The following is an 18,791-nucleotide window of genomic DNA, read 5'->3' on the forward strand; positions in this document are numbered from 1 at the left end:
CCGCCGCGCGCCGCCCCCCCCCCCCCCCCCCCCCGGGGGGGGGGCCGCTTCTCTCACTGTGCCGTGGAGCTAGCTCTTGCGGGCGTAGCCTTCCCACTTGCTGGCCTGGTGCTCGCCGTCGACAAAGCGGATGGTGCCCGACTTGGAGCGCATCACGATGGACTGGGTCAGGACCTTGTCCTTGGAGTAGCGGACGCCCTTGAGGAGGTCGCCGTCGGTGATGCCCGTGGCCGCGAAGTAGCAGTTGTCGCTCGACACGAGGTCGTTGGTGGAGAGCACGCGGTCCAGGTCGTGGCCGGCGTCGAGGGCCTTCTGCTTCTCGTCGTCGCTGGTGGGCCACAGCCGGCCCTGAATGACGCCGCCGAGGGACTTGATGGCGCAGGCGGCAACGATGCCTTCCGGCGTGCCGCCGATGCCCATGAGGGCGTCAACGCCGGTGCCGGAACGGGCCGCAGCAATGGCGCCGGCGACATCGCCGTCCATGATGAATTTGGTGCGCGCACCGGCTTCGCGGATCTCTTCGACCAAGGGGCGGTGGCGGTCACGATCCAGGATCATGACGTTGAGCTGGTTGACCTTTACGCCCTTCGCCTTGGCGATCAAATGCAGGTTCTGCTTCACCGGGAGGCGCAAGTCGACCATGTCGGCAGCTTCCGGGCCCGTGACGAGCTTCTCCATGTAGAACACGGCGGAGGGATCGAACATGGAGCCGCGTTCGGCCACGGCGAGGACTGCGAGGGCATTGTTGATGCCCAACGCTGTGAGCCGGGTGCCGTCGATCGGGTCGACGGCAACGTCGCACTCAGGGCCGGTGCCGTCGCCAACGTGTTCCCCGTTGAACAGCATGGGGGCTTCGTCTTTTTCGCCTTCGCCGATGACCACAACGCCATTGAAGTGGACCGTCTGAAGGAAGGAGCGCATGGCATCGACAGCGGCGCCGTCAGCCTTGTTCTTGTCGCCGAAGCCCACCCAGTGGCCGCCGGCGATGGCCGCGGCTTCGGTGACGCGGACGAGCTCAAGGGCAAGGTTGCGGTCCGGCTCGTCGATACCCACAGCCAGTGAGGGGGAGATCGTGGAGTACTTCTGGGTCATGGACGCTGGTGACACGTGAACCTCTTCTTCGAGTGGCGATCATTGGACCCGCTCAGCCGGATTCAGCAGACGCGGTGATTCCTCTGTTACTGATCATAGTCGCGGTGCCACTCCGGAGTGGTGGGATGACGTGCGGACGCAACATGGCCCTCAGGGCCGGGTGCGGCCCCGAGTGTGAGTTGGGCCCCTGCATGGGCGACTATAGAGGGGTGAGCGAAATGCAGGAAAAGACAACCCCCGGGCCAGATCCCTCGGACACCGGACGCGCCGTACGGGACACATCAAAGGTTGACCAGCCGGCGGTTAAGCCCGTCATTCCGGCCGCAGCCGCCAAGCGCGCCAATGCGTCCGTGATCGGCATGATCGTTGCCCTGGTGGTCACCATTGCTGCCTTCCTGCCCGTCATCCTGATGAATCCCCTCCCCAAAAGCGACGGGTTTCGCCCGGACATCAACGTCAGCGCCGTGGCCGGGAACGCTGCGGATGTGGCGGGGTTCACACCCGCGGCCCCGGATACGGCTAACGCCTTCAGGCCAAACTACGCACGGTGGGAGTCAGGGAGCGGCAGCGGCGTTCCCACGTGGGAGGTGGGGTACATCACACCGAAGGATGCCTTCATCGGCCTGGTCCAAACCCGGCAGTCCAACCCCACCTGGCTGCTGCAGCAGACCAAAAGCGCCCCCGTCACCGGAACCCGCGACGCCGGCGGCCAGTCCTGGGAACTCCGGGATGCCGGCAAAGGTGAAAGGAGCATGATCCTGGATTACCGCGGCACCACCGTTGTCCTCACCGGCACGGCGCAACTGGACGAGTTCACTGTCCTGGCTGACGCCGTCGTGAAATCCATGGACAGCAATGCTGCCGTAATGGTTTCACCGTCAGCCAGCCCTGCGCCGTAAGGTAGGCCAGTGGCTACATACCTGACCCCCGCCCTCGCCTGGCGCCGGCTGCGCGAAGGCAACGAACGTTTTGTCAACGGCGAGTCTTCGCACCCGAACCAGGACGCGTCCCGCCGGTCGTCGCTGGTGGAGAACCAGCATCCGTTTGCCGTGATCTTCGGCTGCTCCGATTCACGGCTGGCGGCCGAGATCATTTTCGATCTCGGCCTGGGGGACGCCTTCGTGGTGCGAACGGCAGGACAGGTAATTGACGACGCCGTCCTGGGATCCTTGGAGTACAGCATCAGCGTGTTGGGGGTGCCCCTGATCGTGGTTCTCGGCCACGACAGCTGCGGCGCCGTGACCGCAACCAAATCGGCGGTGGACACCGGCGAGATGCCCGTCGGCTTCATGCGGGACCTCGTGGAGCGGATCACTCCCTCCGTGCTGACGTCCTTGCGGAACAACCAGCACGAAATCAATGAAATGGTGGTGGAGCACACCAAGCAGACTTCACAGCGGCTGGTGGACAGCTCCCGTGTGATCTCCGACGCAGTCGATGAGGGCCGCGCCGCCGTGATCGGTTTGAAGTACAGCCTCGTAGAGGGCCGGGCCAAGTTGGTTTCGGGCATCGGCGAGCTCTAGGCCAAGCCCCGGCGCCCGCCCGTAGCATGCGGTTCACGGTTTCGGCCCGGGGCGCACCTCGTCCTAAGCTAGCCCCATGACTTCCACTGAAGAATTCCGCATTGAACACGACACGATGGGCGAAGTCCGCGTCCCCGTGAACGCCCTGTACCGTGCCCAGACGCAGCGTGCAGTTGAGAACTTTCCCATCTCCGGCAAGACCCTGGAGCGGGCGCACATCGAGGCCCTCGCCCGGGTCAAGAAGGCAGCTGCCCAGGCCAACGCAGAACTTGGAGTGCTCGACGGCGAGCTGGCCAAGGCGATTGCCGAGGCCGCCGATGAGGTAGCCGCAGGCAAGTACGACGGCGACTTCCCGATTGACGTTTTCCAGACGGGCTCCGGCACGTCCTCGAACATGAACACCAACGAGGTCCTCGCCGAACTCGCCTCGCGCGCCCTCAAGGCTGCCGGCAGCGACAAGGTTGTCCACCCGAACGACCACGTCAACGCCTCCCAGTCCTCCAACGACGTTTTCCCCACGTCGGTCCACGTCGCCGCCACTTCGGCCCTGATCAACGACCTCATCCCGGCCCTTGGCTACCTGGCAGAGTCGCTGGAACGCAAAGCTGTTGAGTTCAAGGACGTCGTCAAGTCCGGCCGCACCCACCTGATGGACGCGACCCCCGTCACCCTTGGCCAGGAGTTTGGCGGCTACGCAGCGCAGGTCCGTTACGGCATCGAGCGCATCAACGCCTCCCTCCCCCGCGTTGCCGAAGTTCCGCTCGGCGGCACCGCCGTGGGCACCGGCATCAACACCCCGGCAGGCTTCCCGGAGCGCGTCATTGAGCTGCTCGCCACCGACACCGGCCTGCCGCTGACCGAGGCCCGCGACCACTTCGAGGCCCAGGCCAACCGCGACGGCCTCATCGAAGCCTCCAGCCAGCTCCGCAACATCGCGATCTCCTTCATGAAGATCAACAACGACCTCCGCTGGATGGGCTCCGGCCCCAACACCGGCCTCGGCGAAATCGCCATCCCGGACCTGCAGCCGGGATCCTCGATCATGCCGGGCAAAGTCAACCCCGTCATCTGCGAGGCGTCCATCATGGTCTGCGCCCAGGTCATCGGCAACGACACCGCAATCGCCTGGTCGGGCACCAACGGTGCCTTCGAGCTGAACGTCGGCATCCCCGTCATGGCGGCCAACCTGCTCGAGTCCATCCGCCTGCTGGCGAACACCAGCCGCGTGATGGCCGACAAGATGGTCGACGGCATCACGGCCAACGTGGAACGCGCCCGCTTCCTGGCGGAAGCCTCGCCGTCCATCGTCACGCCGCTAAACAAGCACATCGGCTACGAAAACGCCGCCAAGATCGCCAAGAAGGCCGTGGCAGAAGGTCTCACCATCCGCGAAACCGTGGTGGCCATGGGCTTCCTGGAGCGCGGCGAACTGACCGAAGAGCAGCTGGATACCGCACTGGACGTTATGTCCATGACGCGCCCGCCGCACAAGGCATAGGTCCCACCGCCTCCCTAATTCACGACGGCGGCCGTCCACCTTCCTAACGAAGGCGGGCGGCCGCTGGTGTTTAAGGCCACAGGGCAAAATCTTGCACTATTAAAATTTGAGTGCAAAACTTTACTTTGTGGATAATAGTGCAGAAATCGACGGCGGGCTTCGTGAGCGCAAGCGCGCCGCAACACGGGCGGCCATCACCGCCATCGCACGTTCCCTTACTGCCGGGCGCGGGCTGAACGGCTACACGGTGGAAGAGGTCTGTGAACGGGCCGAGATCTCCCGCCGGACCTTCTTCAACTACTTCCCCACCAAGGAAGACGCCATCATTGGCCACGCGGACGATGAGATCCCCCAGGATGTTGTGGAGGAGTTTGTCGCCGGCGGCTCGTCGTCGCCTCCCGGGGAGATCTCCCCCACCCTGTTTCGGGACCTGATCCGACTCTCGTTGAAGCTATCCGAGCACATGGCCGCTTCCGAGGAGGAGACACGCCAGCTGATCGGTGTCGTCAAAAAAGAACCCCAACTGGTCCTGCGGATCATCGGCGCGACAGAGCAGCGGGAAGCACAGTTCGCCCGCGACGTCGCGCGGCGGGAAGGTGTGGCCCCCGACCACCCCGTGGTGCAGATGGCTGTCGCCCTGCTGGGCACCATCGCCCGGAAGAGCAGCATGGCCTACTTCTCCGACGGCAACATCCGCTCCTACGCCGAGCTACTGATCGAAAACATCACCGCCGCCAGCCAACTCTTCTCCCAGCATTTTGAAAAACCAGAACCCATCGAAGGACGACCATGAGCACCACTGTCAGTTCCAAAGCCGCGGCGGGCCCGCTACTGCTGACCCAGAAGCGCATCTGGATCATCTTCTCGGCGCTCATTGCCGGGATGCTCCTGTCCAGCCTTGACCAGACCATCGTCTCCACGGCCATGCCCACCATCGTGGGAAAGCTCGGCGGCGTGGAACACCAGGCCTGGATCACTACTGCCTACCTGCTGGCTACGACCATCGTGATGCCCATCTATGGCAAATTCGGTGACGTCCTGGGCCGGCGGAACCTCTTCCTCGTTGCCATCGCCCTCTTCACGCTCGCATCGGTGGGGTGTGCCTTGGCCACCGATTTCTGGGGTTTTGTCATCTTCCGCGCCATCCAGGGGCTGGGCGGCGGCGGGCTGATGATCCTGTCGCAGGCCATCATCGCCGACATTGTTCCGGCCAAGGACCGCGGCAAGTACATGGGCCCGCTGGGAGCCATCTTCGGCCTCTCTGCCGTCGCCGGCCCGCTGCTTGGCGGCTTCTTTGTCGACCACCTGACCTGGGAGTGGGCCTTCTACATCAACATCCCCATCGGCATCGCTGCGTTCGCCATCGCCTGGTTTACGCTGACCCTGCCGAACAAGAAGGCCGCGAAACGGATCGATATCCTGGGCGTTGTTTTCCTGTCGGCCGCCACCACGTGCCTGATCTTCTTCACCGACTTCGGCGGCAAGAAGGACGAGGGCTGGGATTCACCCCTGACCTGGGCGTTCGGTGCCTGCCTGATCGTCACCGCCGCGGCATTCGTCATGGTGGAGCGCCGGGCCGAGGACCCCATCATCCCCCTGAGCCTCTTCAAGAACCGGATCTTCGTCAACGCCACGGCCATCGGCTTCACCCTGGGCCTGGGCATGTTCTCGGCGATCGCTTTCGTGCCCACCTTCCTGCAGATGTCTTCCGGCACGTCTGCGGCTGAGTCCGGCCTGTTGATGCTGCCCATGATGGTGGGCCTGATGGGTACATCGATCTACTCCGGAATCCGGATTTCCAAAACCGGCAAGTACAAGATGTTCCCCATCCTCGGCGCAGCCTTCACGATGGCCGCAATGCTGTGGATGACTACGCTGACGGCTGCCACCCCGATATGGGTCATCTGCGTCCAGCTGTTCATCTTTGGCGCAGGTCTGGGCCTGATCATGCAGGTTGTGGTCCTCGTGGTGCAAAATTCCGTCCCGGCGGATCAGATCGGGACAGCCACCAGCACCAACAACTACTTCCGCGAAGTCGGCGCCGCCATGGGCGTGGCAGTCTTTGGTGCCATTTTCACCAACAGGCTCTCCGAATCGCTCACCAACGCATTCACCGGCGCCGGAGCCTCGGCGGCGCAGGCCTCCCAGTCCACCAGCTCACTGGATCCGCAGGCTTTGAGCCAGCTCCCGGAACAGCTGAGGGACGCGATCGTCACCGCCTACGCGGAGTCCCTGGCACCGGTGTTCTGGTACCTCATCCCCTTCATCGCCGCGGCACTGTTGCTTGCCATCACGCTTAAGCAAATACCGTTGTCGGACACCGCCGGCATGGTGGCCCGTGGGGAGGCCGTGGGCGGCGAGGAGGCGGATCGGCTGGAAGCGGAGCGTGTGCGGGGGCTGCGCCAGGACGGGGCTGACATCACAGGAACTACAGGTGCCACGGAGGTCACAGCCCCGGACGGCGAGCCGGTGAGCCTTGAACAGGACGGCGAGCTGGTCTCCCAGTGACCTTGATCTCTCGACTGTCCTGATCTCTCAGCGGCCCGGATCTCTCAGCGGCCCGGATCTCTAAGCGGCCCGGAGGGAGCCTGACCGAAGGTGCATGTTTCATCAAAAGAAGCCTGCAGGGGCGCCGCAACATTGGGGGTTGCGGCGCCCTTGTTTTTCGGGAGATCGTGCTGTCCGTCCTGAAAGGCCGAATTCTTCCCAGGAAGGCCTGCGCGGGCGGCCCCCTGTGTTTCGGCAGGCTGATGTTGGTGTAACGACCGGGCCTCTATCAAACCGACTGGGCGCGACGGAACGGTCCGAACTATCCACGAAAGGCCGGTTACGGATCCGGAGCTGGGCGCGCATCGACGGTATTGGGTTGAGAGTCTCTGCCCACCCCGTCTGACTCATCGGGCGCGCCGGCATTCCACGCGTGTTGCCAGTCCGGCCAGTGGGGTGGTTCCCAGTCGGGTTGTTCGCTTTGGTAGCTGCGGCCGGCCGGTGAAATCCAGCCCGGTGGCTTGTCTTTGGTGGCGCCGGTGGGTTTCCAGGCTGTGGTGTGACGGAGACGGTGGTGGCGGCGGCATGGCTGCCCGAGGTTCGAAATCCCGGTGGTCCCGCCCTTGGCCCAGGCGAGGATATGGTCGGCTTCGTTGTCCAGGGACTGGTTGTTGCAGCCGGGGAACGGGCACTTGCCGTCCCTGAGTCTGAGCCATTGGCGTTGGGCTTTGGTGACCGGGTAGCTGGTCCGCCCGATTTCCAGCGGGGCCCCGTCGCGGGGGTCGATGAGGACGCGGTGGAAGGAATCCGCGCCGTCGGCGATCAGGTGCCTGGCCATCGACGGCGGGATCGGACCGTACCCGTCGAGCATCGCCGGCTCCTCGGTGGCACCGAGCAGGGCCATCACCGGGACCGTGATCAGGACTTGCGCCCGCGGTGACGGAATGTCGCTGCTGGGGCCACCGGGACCGGCACTGTCCACGGCAGGCATGGCTGCTGGGACAGTACCGGCCCCGTCAGAGATGTTCTTCCCGTCTCCGTTGCCCGGAATGGGATGGCTTCCGCCGAGGAGCCACCGGGCGACGTTGTCGGCCCGCAGCTGGGTGAGGGTACGGGGCTCGTCCGGGCCCTGCATGGCGCGGGCAGCCGCGGTGGCCCGTTCCCAGATCCCTGACCCGGTATCCGCCGGCAAATAGGTTGAGAACCAGGCCATGCCGTCCCGGTCAGGGGAAAACAGCACGCGCCGATCCAGGGCACTTTTTGCGTGGCGTTGTTCGATACTGACCGGGTGGTGCCGTTCCCGCCAGGTCCGGGCCCTGGCCCGGAACCGGCCGGCCACCATCTCACCCGCCGGACATCCTCGGACCCGGTTCAGATCCTTCGGGTCCAGGAAATGCGCCTCCAACGCCTGCGCACCCTCCGGGCCCAGGCCGTTGGCCTCGTCCACCATGATGCGGGCATGCTGCCACGAAATCGTCCCCGCCTCCAACGCCGAAAACGTCAACGGCAGAGCTGTGGTCAGCTCCCGCGCCTCGGCCACCAGGCCGGCGGCGGCCGGTTCACCGACCGTCAGCACACCCGCGACCTCTGCTACAAAGGCCATCTCCTGCGCCGCCTGCTCCTGCAAGGACATCCCCGGGGCCGCCATTGCCGCCGCAACCCCGGCGCACCGGGCAACCAGCCGGACCTTCCGCGCCGCCAATCGCGCTTCCTCACACCGGATCTCCGCCAAAGCGTCCAAACACCCGTCGTACTCGCGGCGCAGCAGGTCAGCGCCAGGACCCGGCGAGTCCAAAGACCCGGGGCCTTCTGAACGACTCAGGACCAGGACATCCGGCGCGACGGTGGAACCCGCAACGGTCGCAGTCCCAAGGACCTCCACCACTGCCACCGATTCCACCCCCGCACTGCTTTCCATACCCACAGCATCCCAGCACCCACCACCGTGAGGACCCAGGCAACGTGCCTATGTGGATAAGTAACCACCTGACGAGGTCCAGGGCGGAGGCGGCGGAACCGGTCAGGCCGGCAGCAGCATGGCGGCGGCCGTACCCGCGAGCATAAACGGACCGAAAGGGATGGCTGACTTCAGTGTGCCGCGCCGTGCTGCCAGTAGGGCCAGCGACCAGAGGCCGCCCAGCAGGAATGCCGCGAAGGTACCCGCAAATACGTGCGCCCAGCCAAGGTAACCCAGATACATCCCCAGGACGCCTGCGAGCTTAACGTCGCCAAAGCCCATGCCGGGTGGGTAAACCAGCCGCAGGACAAAGTAGAACAACCAGAGAACCGCTCCGCCGGCCAGGACCCGAAGGGCGGGTACGCCGAAAAGTTCAGCGCCGCCGTCGGGCGTTCCTTGCACGGCGCCTGCACCGGCAACAACGTGGACGATTGCCGCGGCAAGAAGCAGGACTCCCGCGACGGCGTAGGACGGGAAGACAATCCGGTTTGGCAGCAGATGGTGGCGGACATCAATTATGGTCAGCCGGGCCGCCATCACGAGGAAGTAGGCACACGCAGCAAGCACCAGCCAGAACGCCAGCGGGGTGGCGTCCCATAGTCCATCGAGTCGTCGGATCACCCCTCGGATGCTACTGGATTCCGGCGCGGCAGCGGAGGGCCCACGCGTAAACTGTGGATATGTCGACCTGGGACACGAGGCGCCGGCCCAACCCGGAAAGCAGTGCAGCGGCCACAGACCTGACCGCGACGTTCCGGAACCTGTGCCGTTCTTCCCCCTGGAAATGGCAGTCCCTCCGGTTTGAATACTGGGATGAGCCGTTTGCCGAGGCCCCCGATCCGGCGGCGCCGCTGGTCCGGGCCTGGCTTCGCCGCCCCGGAGCGCTCCGTCTGGAGACCGCTGACCGTCTCGTCCTCCACAGCACCACGGGGATCAATGATTCGAGGGACGGTTTGTACGTCAGCTCCACGCGGAAGTCCTGGCTGCTGCCGCCGCACCTCGTGGCGCCCGTATACGACGACGGCGGCCTGGTCAGGCGCCGGCCGGAGGCCGCTTACGGCGAACCGGGCTTCGGAAACGGCCGCTTCTCGGCCGCGCTGGATCCCGTGGAGCTCGCCGGCAACGCTCCGGCGCCGCTGGAGTTCCCGGGAACGAATCCGGTCGACGTGGACGGGGTGCGCCGCGTCGAGCACCACGGCCGGCCTGCATTGGAGGCGACAGTTTCGCCCACTGCCTCCTACCGCCCCACGGATCCCGGAGCACCGCTCTGCCTGTCCGGCAGCAACCGCGTGCGGATCGACCTTGAGACGGGCGTCTGTGTCGCCAGCCAGTCCCTGGAGGACGCGTCGCTGGATCATGGCCATTGGATCCGGATCATAGCGGTCGACGAGTACATGCTCGACGACCTCTTCCTCGCCCAGTCAATGAACCTCACGGACGTCCGCCGTCACATCAGTTGGGACATCCGGGCCTGAACCGAACGCTTAGCAGGCCGGATCTCCCGCCGTCGGTTAGGCTTCCCTGATGACCGCGCTGACCTCCATCTGGCCTCTCTTCGGCCTCACACTGACCACACCACGGCTGGTACTGCGCCCCATCACCGACGACGACATACCAGCGGCTGTCGCAGCGGCTGCGAGCGGCATCCACGATCCCGGCCGGAACCCGTTCAGCAACCCGTGGACGGAACTTCCCGCGGACTCGCTGGGCCCCAACATGGCCCAGTGGTACTGGCGCTGCCGCGGCCAGGCCGCCCCCGAAGACTGGACCCTGCTCCTCGGCATCTGGCACGACGACCAGTTCATCGGCTGCCAGGACATCGGCGCCAAAGACTTCGCCACCCTCAGGACCGTCAGCACCGGCTCATGGCTCAGGCAGTCCGTCCACGGCCAAGGCCTGGGCACGGAGATGCGCGCCGCCGTCGCACTTTACGCCTTCGACTGGCTCGGCGCGGAAGTCGCCGAATCGGAAGCCGCAACCTGGAACGCCGCCTCCCTGGGCGTCTCCCGCTCCCTCGGCTACGAACTCAACGGCACCACACGCATGTCGTGGGGCAACAAATCAGTGGACGTCCAAAAAGTGCGCCTCACCCCGGCCACGTTCAAGCGTCCCCAGTGGACACTCCAAGTAAAGGGCCACGAAGCCGCAGCCAAGTTCCTCGGGGCTTCGTAGGGTGGCCGTGGTTGGGTTCGTCCGGCCCGGGCCCTTCGCCGTCGCTTAGACACCTCCCGACGCGCCGCTACGGTCGCTGGGCGACCTGCGCAACGCTTTGGTCGGCGATGCGCTCCTACGCGAAGGACTCGGACCGGACGTGTGCCACGGCGCACCTTTCGAGACGCCGAAGCACAAGTCGGGTTGCGGTCCTTCTCGTAGGAGCGCATCGCGGCGCATCGGGACCCGGAGGTCGCCTAGCGACCGAAGGGGCCCCTTTGCGACGTGTCTAAGCGACGGAGAAGGGCCGTGGCCCGACGAACGGAACCACGGCCCCTCAACGAACGGAACGAAGGACTAGATCTCCGCCCCTTCGAGCAGTTCCGTGACCAGGGCTGCGATCGGTGAGCGCTCCGAACGGGTCAGGGTGATGTGGCCGAAGAGGGGGTGTCCTTTCAGGGTTTCGACGACGGCGGCGATGCCGTCGTGCCGGCCGACGCGGAGGTTGTCCCGCTGGGCGACGTCGTGGGTGAGGACGATCTTCGAGTTCTGGCCGATGCGGCTCATCACGGTGAGGAGGACGTTCTTCTCCAGTGACTGGGCCTCGTCGACGATCACGAAGGCGTCGTGCAGGGAGCGGCCGCGGATGTGGGTCAGCGGCATGACTTCGAGCATGCCGCGGTCCATCACCTCTTCCACGACCTCCTGGCTGACCAGGGCACCGAGAGTGTCGAACACGGCCTGCGCCCAGGGGTTCATCTTTTCCGACTCGGAGCCGGGCAGGTAACCGAGTTCCTGGCCGCCCACAGCATAGAGCGGCCGGAAGACGATCACCTTCCGGTGTTCGCGGCGTTCCAGCACCGCTTCGAGGCCCGCACAGAGGGCCAGGGCGGATTTCCCTGTGCCCGCCCGTCCGCCGATGGACACGATGCCGACGGCGGGATCCATCAGCATGTCGATGGCCAGGCGCTGCTCGGCCGAGCGTCCGTGCAGCCCGAAGACGTCGCGGTCACCCTTGACCAGCCTGACCTGCTTGTCGGCACCCACCCGGCCCAGGGCCGAACCCCGGTTGGAGAGGAGCACCAGGCCGGTGTTGACCGGCATTTCCGCGGCTGCGGGGATGAAGACCGGTTCGTGGCCGTAGAGGGTGTTGACTTCGTCCTCGCTGGCTTCCACTTCGGCAATGCCCGTCCAGCCGGAGTCCTGCACCAGTTCGTTGCGGTATTCGTCGGCCGTGAGCCCCATGGCGGAGGCTTTGACCCGCATGGGCAGGTCCTTCGACACAACGGTGACGTTCCGGCCTTCGTTGGCCAGGTTCTTGGCCACTGCCAGGATGCGGCTGTCGTTGTCGCCGCCGCGGAACCCGAGCGGAAGCACGTCAGCGGAGATGTGGTTCAGCTCGACCATCAGCGTGCCGCCGCTGTCGCCGATGGGAATGGGCTGGCTCAGGCCGCCGTGCTTCACGCGGAGGTCATCGAGCAGCCTGAGGGCCTTACGGGCAAAGTAGCCCAGCTCGGGGTCGTGCCGCTTCCCCTCAAGTTCGGTGATGACCACGATGGGGACAATGACCTCGTGCTCTGCGAAGCGCAGCAGTGCGCGTGGGTCCGAGAGCAGGACGGAGGTGTCAATGACGAAGCTGCTGATGGTGGCTTCCCTTCCGGAAACGGCAAAACCGGCCGCAGCTTTGTTGGCTGCACCGGTTTTTGAGGTAGCTCGCGTGGTGCGAGAGGTAGCTTTCTGTCCCGCGGAAACGACCTCGGGCAGTAGTTCAGAAGTAGCCACATCGACTCCAGCCCCGGGCACATGCCCGGAATTGTTATTGGTGAGGCGGTTCGGCCTGAAGGCCGGACTCGGCCTCCCATACAACCGGTGCGAAAATTCGCTCCATGTACTGGCCTCCCCGAACAGCCGGCGGTTTTGCCTGCTGATGGTTACAACGTAAATCCACCGCCAGTAATTTCCGGAACCATCCGATGGCGAGTCCTGTTACTGGCTTGTGAATTCCAGATGAACCGGCACGACGGCGGGGTACCCGCCCGGGTGCCGCCAGCAGGCTGCCCTGCTCAGGTGCCGAAGCGCCGCTGCCGGCCGGCGTAGTCGCGCAGCGCCCGCAGGAAATCGACCTTGCGGAACGCCGGCCACAGGGCCTCGCAGAAGTAGAACTCGCTGTAGGCGCTTTGCCACATGAGAAAGCCGGACAGCCGCTGCTCCCCGGAGGTCCTGATCACCAGGTCCGGGTCGGGCTGGCCGCGGGTGTACAGGAAGCGCGAAATGTCGTCCACGCTGAGGCTGTCCGCGAGCGCAGAGATGTCGGATCCCTTGGCGACGGCGTCGTGAAGCAGTTCCCGGACGGCGTCGACGATCTCCCGGCGTCCCCCGTAACCCACCGCGACGTTGACGTGGATCTTTTCCTGCACCGGCGTCCGGGCCGTCAGCTTGTTGAGCCGCTCGGCCAGGTAATCGGGAAGAAGTTCGGGGGCGCCCATGGCGTTCACGGAGATGTTGGCGTCCTCGTCGAGCCGGTCCAGGGTGTTGGCGATGATCCCCATCAGGAGATCCAGTTCCTCGCTGGAGCGGCTCATGTTGTCCGTGGAAAGCATGTACAGCGTGACCACTTTGACGCCGAGTTCCTGGCACCAGCCAAGGAATTCGTGGATTTTGTCGGCGCCGGCCTGGTGGCCTTGGCTGGTGGGTGCGTTGAACTGCTTGGCCCACCGGCGGTTGCCGTCCACCATCACGCCGATGTGTTTGGGGATGCGGCCGCCGGCCAGCTCCCGGAGCAGCCGCCTCTCGTAGAAGCCATAAAGGAACCCGCCCAATTCCACGAGGAGACTCACCTGACTTCCGTTACTGTTCGACGGCATTGCACATCCTAGGCTACCGTCCGCGGGCGGGGCGCTTGCGCCGTCGGGACCCCTCCGGGCGGTCAAATTCGGTTACCGGTGAGTAGCTTACGGCGCCGGAGGATATTCTGGAGGCATGAACAGCCAGACTCCCGACGCCCGCCGCGCACCCGGATCGGACGGCCATAGCCCGGTGGATGACGCCGCGGTCCGGCTGGCCGAACTCCTGATGATCAAGCCGAGGTGGCGTGGCTGGATCCACACCGTCGCGGCACCGCTGGCGCTGGTGGCAGGCATCATCCTGGTGGCCGTGGCCCCTACAACGGACCGTAAGATCACCTCGGCCATCTACGCCGCCACGGGCGTGCTGCTTTTCGGAGTCAGCGCCGTCTATCACCGCGGAAACTGGTCCCCCCGCGTCAAGATGGTCCTCAAACGGCTGGACCACACCAACATCATGCTGGTCATCGCGGGCAGCTACACGCCGCTTGCCTGGTCCTTGCTGGAGCAGCCCAAGGCTGTCCTGCTGCTCTGGGTCATCTGGTCCGGCGCAATTCTTGGCGTCCTGTTCCGCCTCCTGTGGACCGGCGCCCCGCGCTGGCTGTACGTGCCCATCTACATCGCCCTCGGCTGCGGATCGCTGTTTTATCTGCCGGAGTTCTTCGCCGCCAGCGTCCCGGCGGCCGTCCTGATCTGCGTGGGGGGCGTCCTGTACATCACCGGCGCCGTGTTCTATGCGCTCAAGAAGCCCAACTTCAGCTACCAGCATTTCGGCTTCCACGAGCTCTTTCACGCGCTGACGGTGTTCGCCTTCGGCGCGCATTTCGCGGCAATCCTCATCGCCGTCCTCAGCTGACGGGCCCCGCACCCAGCATCAGCTGGAGCCGCTCCCGAAGGCCCCCGGCCGTACCCACAGGGCGTTCACACACCATGTTCCGGCACAGATAGGCCAGCGGGGATCCTCCTGGCCCGGCTGGCCTGCCCGCCAGCAGCGGGACAGGCTCCCTTCCGGCAGGAACGGCCTCCCCTCCGGAAGCAGCGTCCGACGGCGGAACTTGCGCGCCGCCGTCGTCCTCCACCGCGATCACCAGCCCAGGACTGGCTGACTTGAGCAGCTCCCGGTGCAGTTCCGTCCTTTCACGACTGGGCGGCCCGACGACGGCTGCCTCCACGGGGCCTGCGAGGGCTGCCTGGGCGGTCGCCAGGAGCCAGCCGGCCACCCGCGGCGCCCGGCCTGCCAGCGGCGGCAGGAGCGCGAGGACCTGCGAGGCCAAGGCACGAGACTCCGCGGACCCGGACAGCGCTGCGTAGCTGAGCAGGACGCCGGCGAACGCCGCCGCGCCGCTTGGCGTGGCGTTATCGAACGGGTCCAGGCCCGCCTGGCCACCCTGCGCTGCCCGTACCTGGCCGTCTCCCCCGGCGGTGTCGACCAGGCGGCCGGCCACCACGAAGCGGCTGCCGGCCGTTTGCACCAGCTGCTCGGCAAAGCGGTACCAGCGCGTCCGGCCAGTGGCGGCATAGAGGGCAAACATCCCTTCTGCGCAAAAGGCGTAGTCCTCAAGCAGCCCATCCATCCCGCGGGCCGTACCGGCGTGCGAGACCCGGATCAGCGTGCGAGTATCCGGCTGCCAGTGGACGAGTTCAAGGTAGGCGGCGATGGACCCGGCAGCGCCGACAAAGTCCGCCCGCCCCAGCACCGCCCCGGCTTCGGCCAGCGCGGCGACTGCGAGCCCGTTCCAGCCGGCCACCACTTTGTCATCCCGGGCGGGCTGGGGCCGCAGGTTCCGGGCGGTCAGCAGGGCGGGACGGGCCCTGGCCCAAGACTCCGCCTCTGCACGGTCCAGGCGCCGTGCGGGGTGCAACGGCGAGCCGTACCGGGAGACGGTACCTTCGTGCCCGACGTTCATCAGGCGGGCAACAGCGGCCCCGTCGGCGTCACCAAGCACCTCCTGCAGGCCCGCAACCGTCCACAGGTAGGTGGCTCCTTCGTGATGTTCACCGTCCACCACGGAGTCGGCGTCGAGGGATGAAGCGAGTGCGAAGCCGGCGTCGCCTGCGCCGCCAACCGAGCCGAGTCCGAGGGACTCCAGCAGCCATTCTGCGGTACGTATGGCCACGTCCGCGGCTTCCTCGGCGGGGAGCACCCCGTTGCCGCCCAGGCGCACCCAGTGCACGTATTCGCGGAGCAGCTGGGCGTTGTCGTACAGCATCTTTTCAAAGTGCGGGACTGACCAGTCCCGGGTCACCGAGTACCGGGCAAAGCCACCGTCCAGCTGGTCGAACAACGCCGAGCGCGCCATGGCCGCCAACGTCCGGCCCGCCATGTCCCGTGCGGCGTCAGCGGTGTCCGAGGGTACCGCGGCGTGCCTGATGAGGAACTCCAGCACGGCCGACGGCGGGAATTTCGGGGCGGCGCCGAAGCCGCCGTCGGCCACGTCCTCGGAGCGGGCCAGGGATGCCACGGCGGCAGGAAGGAGCTCCGGGTCAAGCAGGGGCGGCGGTCCGGACACGGTCACGGCGGCCGAGAGTTGCGCGTCGCCCAGGCTTTGAGCCAGTGACGTTGCGTTCTGCTCCACCGCGTCGCGCCGTTCCTGCCACGCGTCCTGGACCGCTGCCAGGACCTGCCGGAAGGAGGGCCGCCCCGGCATCGGCCGCGGCGGGAAGTAGGTTCCGGCATGGAAGGCAAGGCCTTCCGGAGTGAGGAAGACGGACATCGGCCAGCCGCCCTCGCCGCTGATCGCCTGCGTGGCGGCCATGTACACGGCGTCCACGTCGGGACGCTCTTCCCGGTCCACCTTGATGGCTACGAAGTGCGTGTTCAGATAGTCGGCGGTTTCCCGGTCCTCAAACGACTCATGCGCCATGACGTGGCACCAGTGGCAGGCCGCATAGCCGATCGAGAGGAACACGGGCACATCCCGCGCTGCGGCGGCGGCGAAGGCAGCAGCACCGAACGGCTGCCAGTGGACCGGGTTGTCCGCGTGCTGGCGCAGATACGCGGAAGGTTCAGTGCCCAGGGCATTGGCGGCGGGCACGCTCCCCTCAGTGGGAAGGCCTTGGTTCTCGCTGTCCATCCGTGCCCCTTCGTTCACTGACTGCAGGGAATGTTGCCGGCAGTCCCAGTCTACGGAGGTAGTGCCGGGCAGGGTGGGGGCGCGGCTAGTCCTTCGGGCCGCGCTGGCTGGTGTCTGAGCCGTCCTGGCTCTGGATGTCGTCCTCCAACGGATGGCGGACATCGTCAGCTTCAATGTCTGCAGCCTCGGCCGCCGCCAGGCGTTCTTCTTCCACCTGGCCCCGGTATCGGACCCGCCGGATGCGGCGGACCATGTCCACAATCAGCAGCGTGGTGGCCAGGACAAAAAAGGCCGTCATGATGAAGCCCCACAGGCCCGGAGTGATCTGGTCCTCGGAGATGCCTTCCCGCAGGCTTGGCGTGGGAAGGGGCGTAGGCGTGGTGGACAACGCAAGGAGCAAGTGATGCACGGTTTAACCTTCTATGGAAACTGGTGGGCAGCCGGCGACGGTTTCCGCACCCGGGGCCGCTGGACCCGGATCATCCCACTGCTTTTCTACACGGCATAGAATAATCTGCCGCATCTATCTTAGCCCGGCGAACAGGTCCTTCTCCGGAAAGGTGGCCGGAACCCTGGACTCGATCAGCGAGTAGTCTTCCCATGGCCACACCCGGCGTTGCATCTCAGCGGACACAGCGAAGAAGAACCCCAGGGGATCCACCTGGGTGCTGTGCGCCCGGAGGGCGTCGTCGCGGGCCTCGAAGTAGTCGCCGCAATCAATCTGCGTGGTGGTGGGATGGGCGCCCGGCGGCGGGGTATGGCCCTCGGCGTCGGCTTCGAGCCAGGCGGCAAGGCGCTCAGCGTACGGGGAGCGCAGGCCCGCTTCCTCAAGGGCAAAGTGCAAAGCACGGAACCGTGCGGGGTTGAAGGCGCGGTCGTAGTAGAGCTTGCTGGGCTCCCAGGCGGCGCCTGTTCCCGGGTAACGGGCCGGGTCACCGGCAGCGGCAAAGGCTTCCACGGCTACCCGGTGGGCCATGATGTGGTCGGGGTGCGGGTATCCCCCGTTTTCGTCATAGCTCACGATGACGTGCGGCTTGAAGTCCCGGACCAGCCGCACCAGGGGCGCTGCGGCGCGCTCCAACGGCTGCAGCGCGAATGATCCGGCCGGCAAGGGCGGCAACGGGTCGCCCTCGGGCAACCCCGAATCCATGAACCCCAGCCACCGCTGCTTGATGCCCAGGATCCTGGCCGCCTCGTTCATCTCCAGCCGCCGCGCCCCGGCCATGTCCCGTTTGGGATGTGGCGCACCCTCCACGGCAGGATTCTGGATATCGCCCCGGGAACCGTCCGTGCAGGTGGCCACCATGACGTCCACGCCGGCGGCCGCGTACATGGCCATGGTGGCCGCGCCCTTGCTGGACTCATCGTCCGGGTGCGCATGAACGGCGAGCAGACGGAGCGGAGCCGGGCTTTGGGTGGACGCTGTCATCGAAGGACGGCTCCTTATTCTTCTGGGTCTGGATTCTTCTGGTGCTGGCATTTCGGCCACTTGGCTTAACAGTCTGCGGAACGTTGACGGCTGCGGCACTGAATCAGGCGCAGAGCCATGCACGGACCGGCTGCATGATCCTTGGACGGGCACGGTCCGGATCCGAACTAAACTGGACTGGTGACTACCCAGGATCAGCCCGCAGTGTCCCCGCCTGCAGACACTAGCCTAGCCAATCGTTATGGCGGCCAAAAGCGGACGCTTCCGCGCGGGGCCAAGCGCGGCATCGCGGTGGCAGCCCTTGCCGCCGGGGTGGCTTTCATGGCGTGGGTCTCCACGTCCAACGCAGTCTCTGCCGTGACCTTCAAGGACATCGGCTTCAGCACTGTTGACGCCACGCAGGCCGAGATCGACTTCCAGGTCACCAGGGAACCCGGCACGGCCGTTAAATGCGCTGTAAAGGCCCTGGATTCCAAGTTCGCCGTTGTGGGCTGGAAAGTGGTGGACATCCCGCTGGGAGAAGCGGACAAAACGGCCGACGGCGGCCGGACAACGGCGCAGCGCGTGGCGGTGCGGACGGAATCGCTTTCCGTTTCCGGAGTGGTGGACAACTGCTGGGTTCCGGGTAGCGGAAAGTAATATCATGTGATTTGCGCCGCTTCCCCGTTGGGATATCTCCACAGTTTTGACTACAATGAACCAATACCTTTACCCCGCTGAGCTGGTTACTGAGTTCC

At 65.8% G+C, this 18,791-nt stretch carries 17 protein-coding genes; 9 read left to right on the plus strand and 8 right to left on the minus strand.

Going from position 1 to position 18,791, the window contains the following annotated elements:
• Positions 1-69 precede the first annotated feature (69 nt).
• Positions 70-1,092, minus strand: a complete 1,023-nt coding sequence (gene glpX, locus IAQ70_RS02315; RefSeq protein ID WP_190988076.1) for a class II fructose-bisphosphatase — start codon at positions 1,090-1,092, stop codon at positions 70-72.
• A gap of 218 nt (positions 1,093-1,310) precedes the next feature.
• On the opposite strand from glpX, the gene IAQ70_RS02320 reads away from it, so the two are divergent.
• The 5 genes from IAQ70_RS02320 to IAQ70_RS02340 all read left to right on the plus strand — a co-directional run bounded on the left by IAQ70_RS02320 (position 1,311) and on the right by IAQ70_RS02340 (position 6,621).
• Complete coding sequence (locus IAQ70_RS02320; protein ID WP_190987705.1) at positions 1,311-1,991, plus strand: DUF4245 domain-containing protein; 681 nt, start codon at positions 1,311-1,313, stop codon at positions 1,989-1,991.
• A gap of 9 nt (positions 1,992-2,000) precedes the next feature.
• Complete coding sequence (locus tag IAQ70_RS02325) at positions 2,001-2,615, plus strand: carbonic anhydrase (protein WP_190987706.1); 615 nt, start codon at positions 2,001-2,003, stop codon at positions 2,613-2,615.
• A 76-nt stretch (positions 2,616-2,691) separates the two neighbouring features.
• A complete protein-coding gene (locus IAQ70_RS02330; protein WP_190987707.1) occupies positions 2,692-4,113 on the plus strand; it encodes a class II fumarate hydratase in 1,422 nt (473 codons plus the stop codon).
• Positions 4,114-4,240: 127 nt separating this feature from the next.
• On the plus strand, positions 4,241-4,906 hold the full coding sequence (locus IAQ70_RS02335; RefSeq protein ID WP_190987708.1) for a TetR/AcrR family transcriptional regulator: 666 nt from the start codon (positions 4,241-4,243) through the stop codon (positions 4,904-4,906).
• Positions 4,903-6,621, plus strand: coding sequence for an MDR family MFS transporter (locus tag IAQ70_RS02340; protein WP_190987709.1), 1,719 nt, complete (start codon positions 4,903-4,905; stop codon positions 6,619-6,621). The genes IAQ70_RS02335 and IAQ70_RS02340 overlap by 4 nt, the downstream gene beginning before the upstream one ends.
• A 319-nt stretch (positions 6,622-6,940) precedes the next feature.
• Here the strand turns inward: IAQ70_RS02340 and IAQ70_RS02345 are convergent, their stop codons facing one another.
• Positions 6,941-8,518, minus strand: coding sequence for an HNH endonuclease signature motif containing protein (locus IAQ70_RS02345; RefSeq protein ID WP_190987710.1), 1,578 nt, complete (start codon positions 8,516-8,518; stop codon positions 6,941-6,943).
• Positions 8,519-8,620: 102 nt separating this feature from the next.
• Positions 8,621-9,178, minus strand: coding sequence for a prepilin peptidase (locus IAQ70_RS02350; RefSeq protein ID WP_190987711.1), 558 nt, complete (start codon positions 9,176-9,178; stop codon positions 8,621-8,623).
• A gap of 59 nt (positions 9,179-9,237) precedes the next feature.
• Between IAQ70_RS02350 and IAQ70_RS02355 the strand changes: the two genes are divergently transcribed.
• Entirely contained in the window at positions 9,238-10,032 is a 795-nt protein-coding gene (locus IAQ70_RS02355) for a hypothetical protein (protein ID WP_190987712.1), read from the plus strand.
• A gap of 49 nt (positions 10,033-10,081) precedes the next feature.
• A complete protein-coding gene (locus IAQ70_RS02360; protein ID WP_190987713.1) occupies positions 10,082-10,729 on the plus strand; it encodes a GNAT family N-acetyltransferase in 648 nt (215 codons plus the stop codon).
• A 336-nt stretch (positions 10,730-11,065) separates the two neighbouring features.
• Here IAQ70_RS02360 and IAQ70_RS02365 read toward each other — a convergent pair whose 3' ends face one another.
• A complete protein-coding gene (locus IAQ70_RS02365) occupies positions 11,066-12,490 on the minus strand; it encodes a PhoH family protein (protein WP_190987714.1) in 1,425 nt (474 codons plus the stop codon).
• A gap of 281 nt (positions 12,491-12,771) precedes the next feature.
• The gene (locus IAQ70_RS02370; RefSeq protein WP_317983572.1) at positions 12,772-13,533 is read right to left on the minus strand and encodes an isoprenyl transferase; all 762 of its coding nucleotides are present in this window, start codon (positions 13,531-13,533) and stop codon (positions 12,772-12,774) included.
• Positions 13,534-13,687: 154 nt separating this feature from the next.
• Here IAQ70_RS02370 and trhA point away from each other — a divergent pair, with 154 nt between their 5' ends.
• Positions 13,688-14,407, plus strand: a complete 720-nt coding sequence (gene trhA / locus IAQ70_RS02375; protein WP_190987716.1) for a PAQR family membrane homeostasis protein TrhA — start codon at positions 13,688-13,690, stop codon at positions 14,405-14,407.
• On the opposite strand, the gene IAQ70_RS02380 is transcribed toward trhA, so the two are convergent.
• The 3 genes from IAQ70_RS02380 to mca form a co-directional block, all read right to left on the minus strand.
• Complete coding sequence (locus tag IAQ70_RS02380) at positions 14,400-16,625, minus strand: thioredoxin domain-containing protein (protein ID WP_190987717.1); 2,226 nt, start codon at positions 16,623-16,625, stop codon at positions 14,400-14,402. The two genes, trhA and IAQ70_RS02380, sit on opposite strands and share 8 nt — an antisense overlap.
• 85 nt (positions 16,626-16,710) lie before the next feature.
• Complete coding sequence (locus IAQ70_RS02385) at positions 16,711-17,034, minus strand: hypothetical protein (RefSeq protein ID WP_317983558.1); 324 nt, start codon at positions 17,032-17,034, stop codon at positions 16,711-16,713.
• A gap of 114 nt (positions 17,035-17,148) precedes the next feature.
• On the minus strand, positions 17,149-18,054 hold the full coding sequence (mca, locus tag IAQ70_RS02390) for a mycothiol conjugate amidase Mca (protein WP_190987718.1): 906 nt from the start codon (positions 18,052-18,054) through the stop codon (positions 17,149-17,151).
• A 180-nt stretch (positions 18,055-18,234) separates the two neighbouring features.
• Here mca and IAQ70_RS02395 point away from each other — a divergent pair, with 180 nt between their 5' ends.
• Positions 18,235-18,693: a DUF4307 domain-containing protein gene (locus tag IAQ70_RS02395; protein ID WP_190987719.1), complete on the plus strand. Its 459-nt coding sequence runs from the start codon at positions 18,235-18,237 to the stop codon at positions 18,691-18,693.
• The last annotated feature ends 98 nt before the right edge of the window (positions 18,694-18,791 follow it).

It is taken from the genome of Pseudarthrobacter sulfonivorans (genome assembly GCF_014712225.1).
In the GTDB taxonomy this organism is placed as follows: domain Bacteria; phylum Actinomycetota; class Actinomycetes; order Actinomycetales; family Micrococcaceae; genus Arthrobacter; species Arthrobacter sulfonivorans.

Coding starts and splice junctions, on each gene's coding strand:
- glpX (WP_190988076.1), bottom strand. CDS start 1,092: ATGACCCAGAAGTACTCCACGATCTCCCCCTCACTGGCTGTGGGTATC.
- IAQ70_RS02320 (WP_190987705.1), top strand. CDS start 1,311: ATGCAGGAAAAGACAACCCCCGGGCCAGATCCCTCGGACACCGGACGC.
- IAQ70_RS02330 (WP_190987707.1), top strand. CDS start 2,692: ATGACTTCCACTGAAGAATTCCGCATTGAACACGACACGATGGGCGAA.
- IAQ70_RS02340 (WP_190987709.1), top strand. CDS start 4,903: ATGAGCACCACTGTCAGTTCCAAAGCCGCGGCGGGCCCGCTACTGCTG.
- IAQ70_RS02345 (WP_190987710.1), bottom strand. CDS start 8,518: ATGGAAAGCAGTGCGGGGGTGGAATCGGTGGCAGTGGTGGAGGTCCTT.
- IAQ70_RS02355 (WP_190987712.1), top strand. CDS start 9,238: ATGTCGACCTGGGACACGAGGCGCCGGCCCAACCCGGAAAGCAGTGCA.
- IAQ70_RS02360 (WP_190987713.1), top strand. CDS start 10,082: ATGACCGCGCTGACCTCCATCTGGCCTCTCTTCGGCCTCACACTGACC.
- trhA (WP_190987716.1), top strand. CDS start 13,688: ATGAACAGCCAGACTCCCGACGCCCGCCGCGCACCCGGATCGGACGGC.
- IAQ70_RS02380 (WP_190987717.1), bottom strand. CDS start 16,625: ATGGACAGCGAGAACCAAGGCCTTCCCACTGAGGGGAGCGTGCCCGCC.
- mca (WP_190987718.1), bottom strand. CDS start 18,054: ATGACAGCGTCCACCCAAAGCCCGGCTCCGCTCCGTCTGCTCGCCGTT.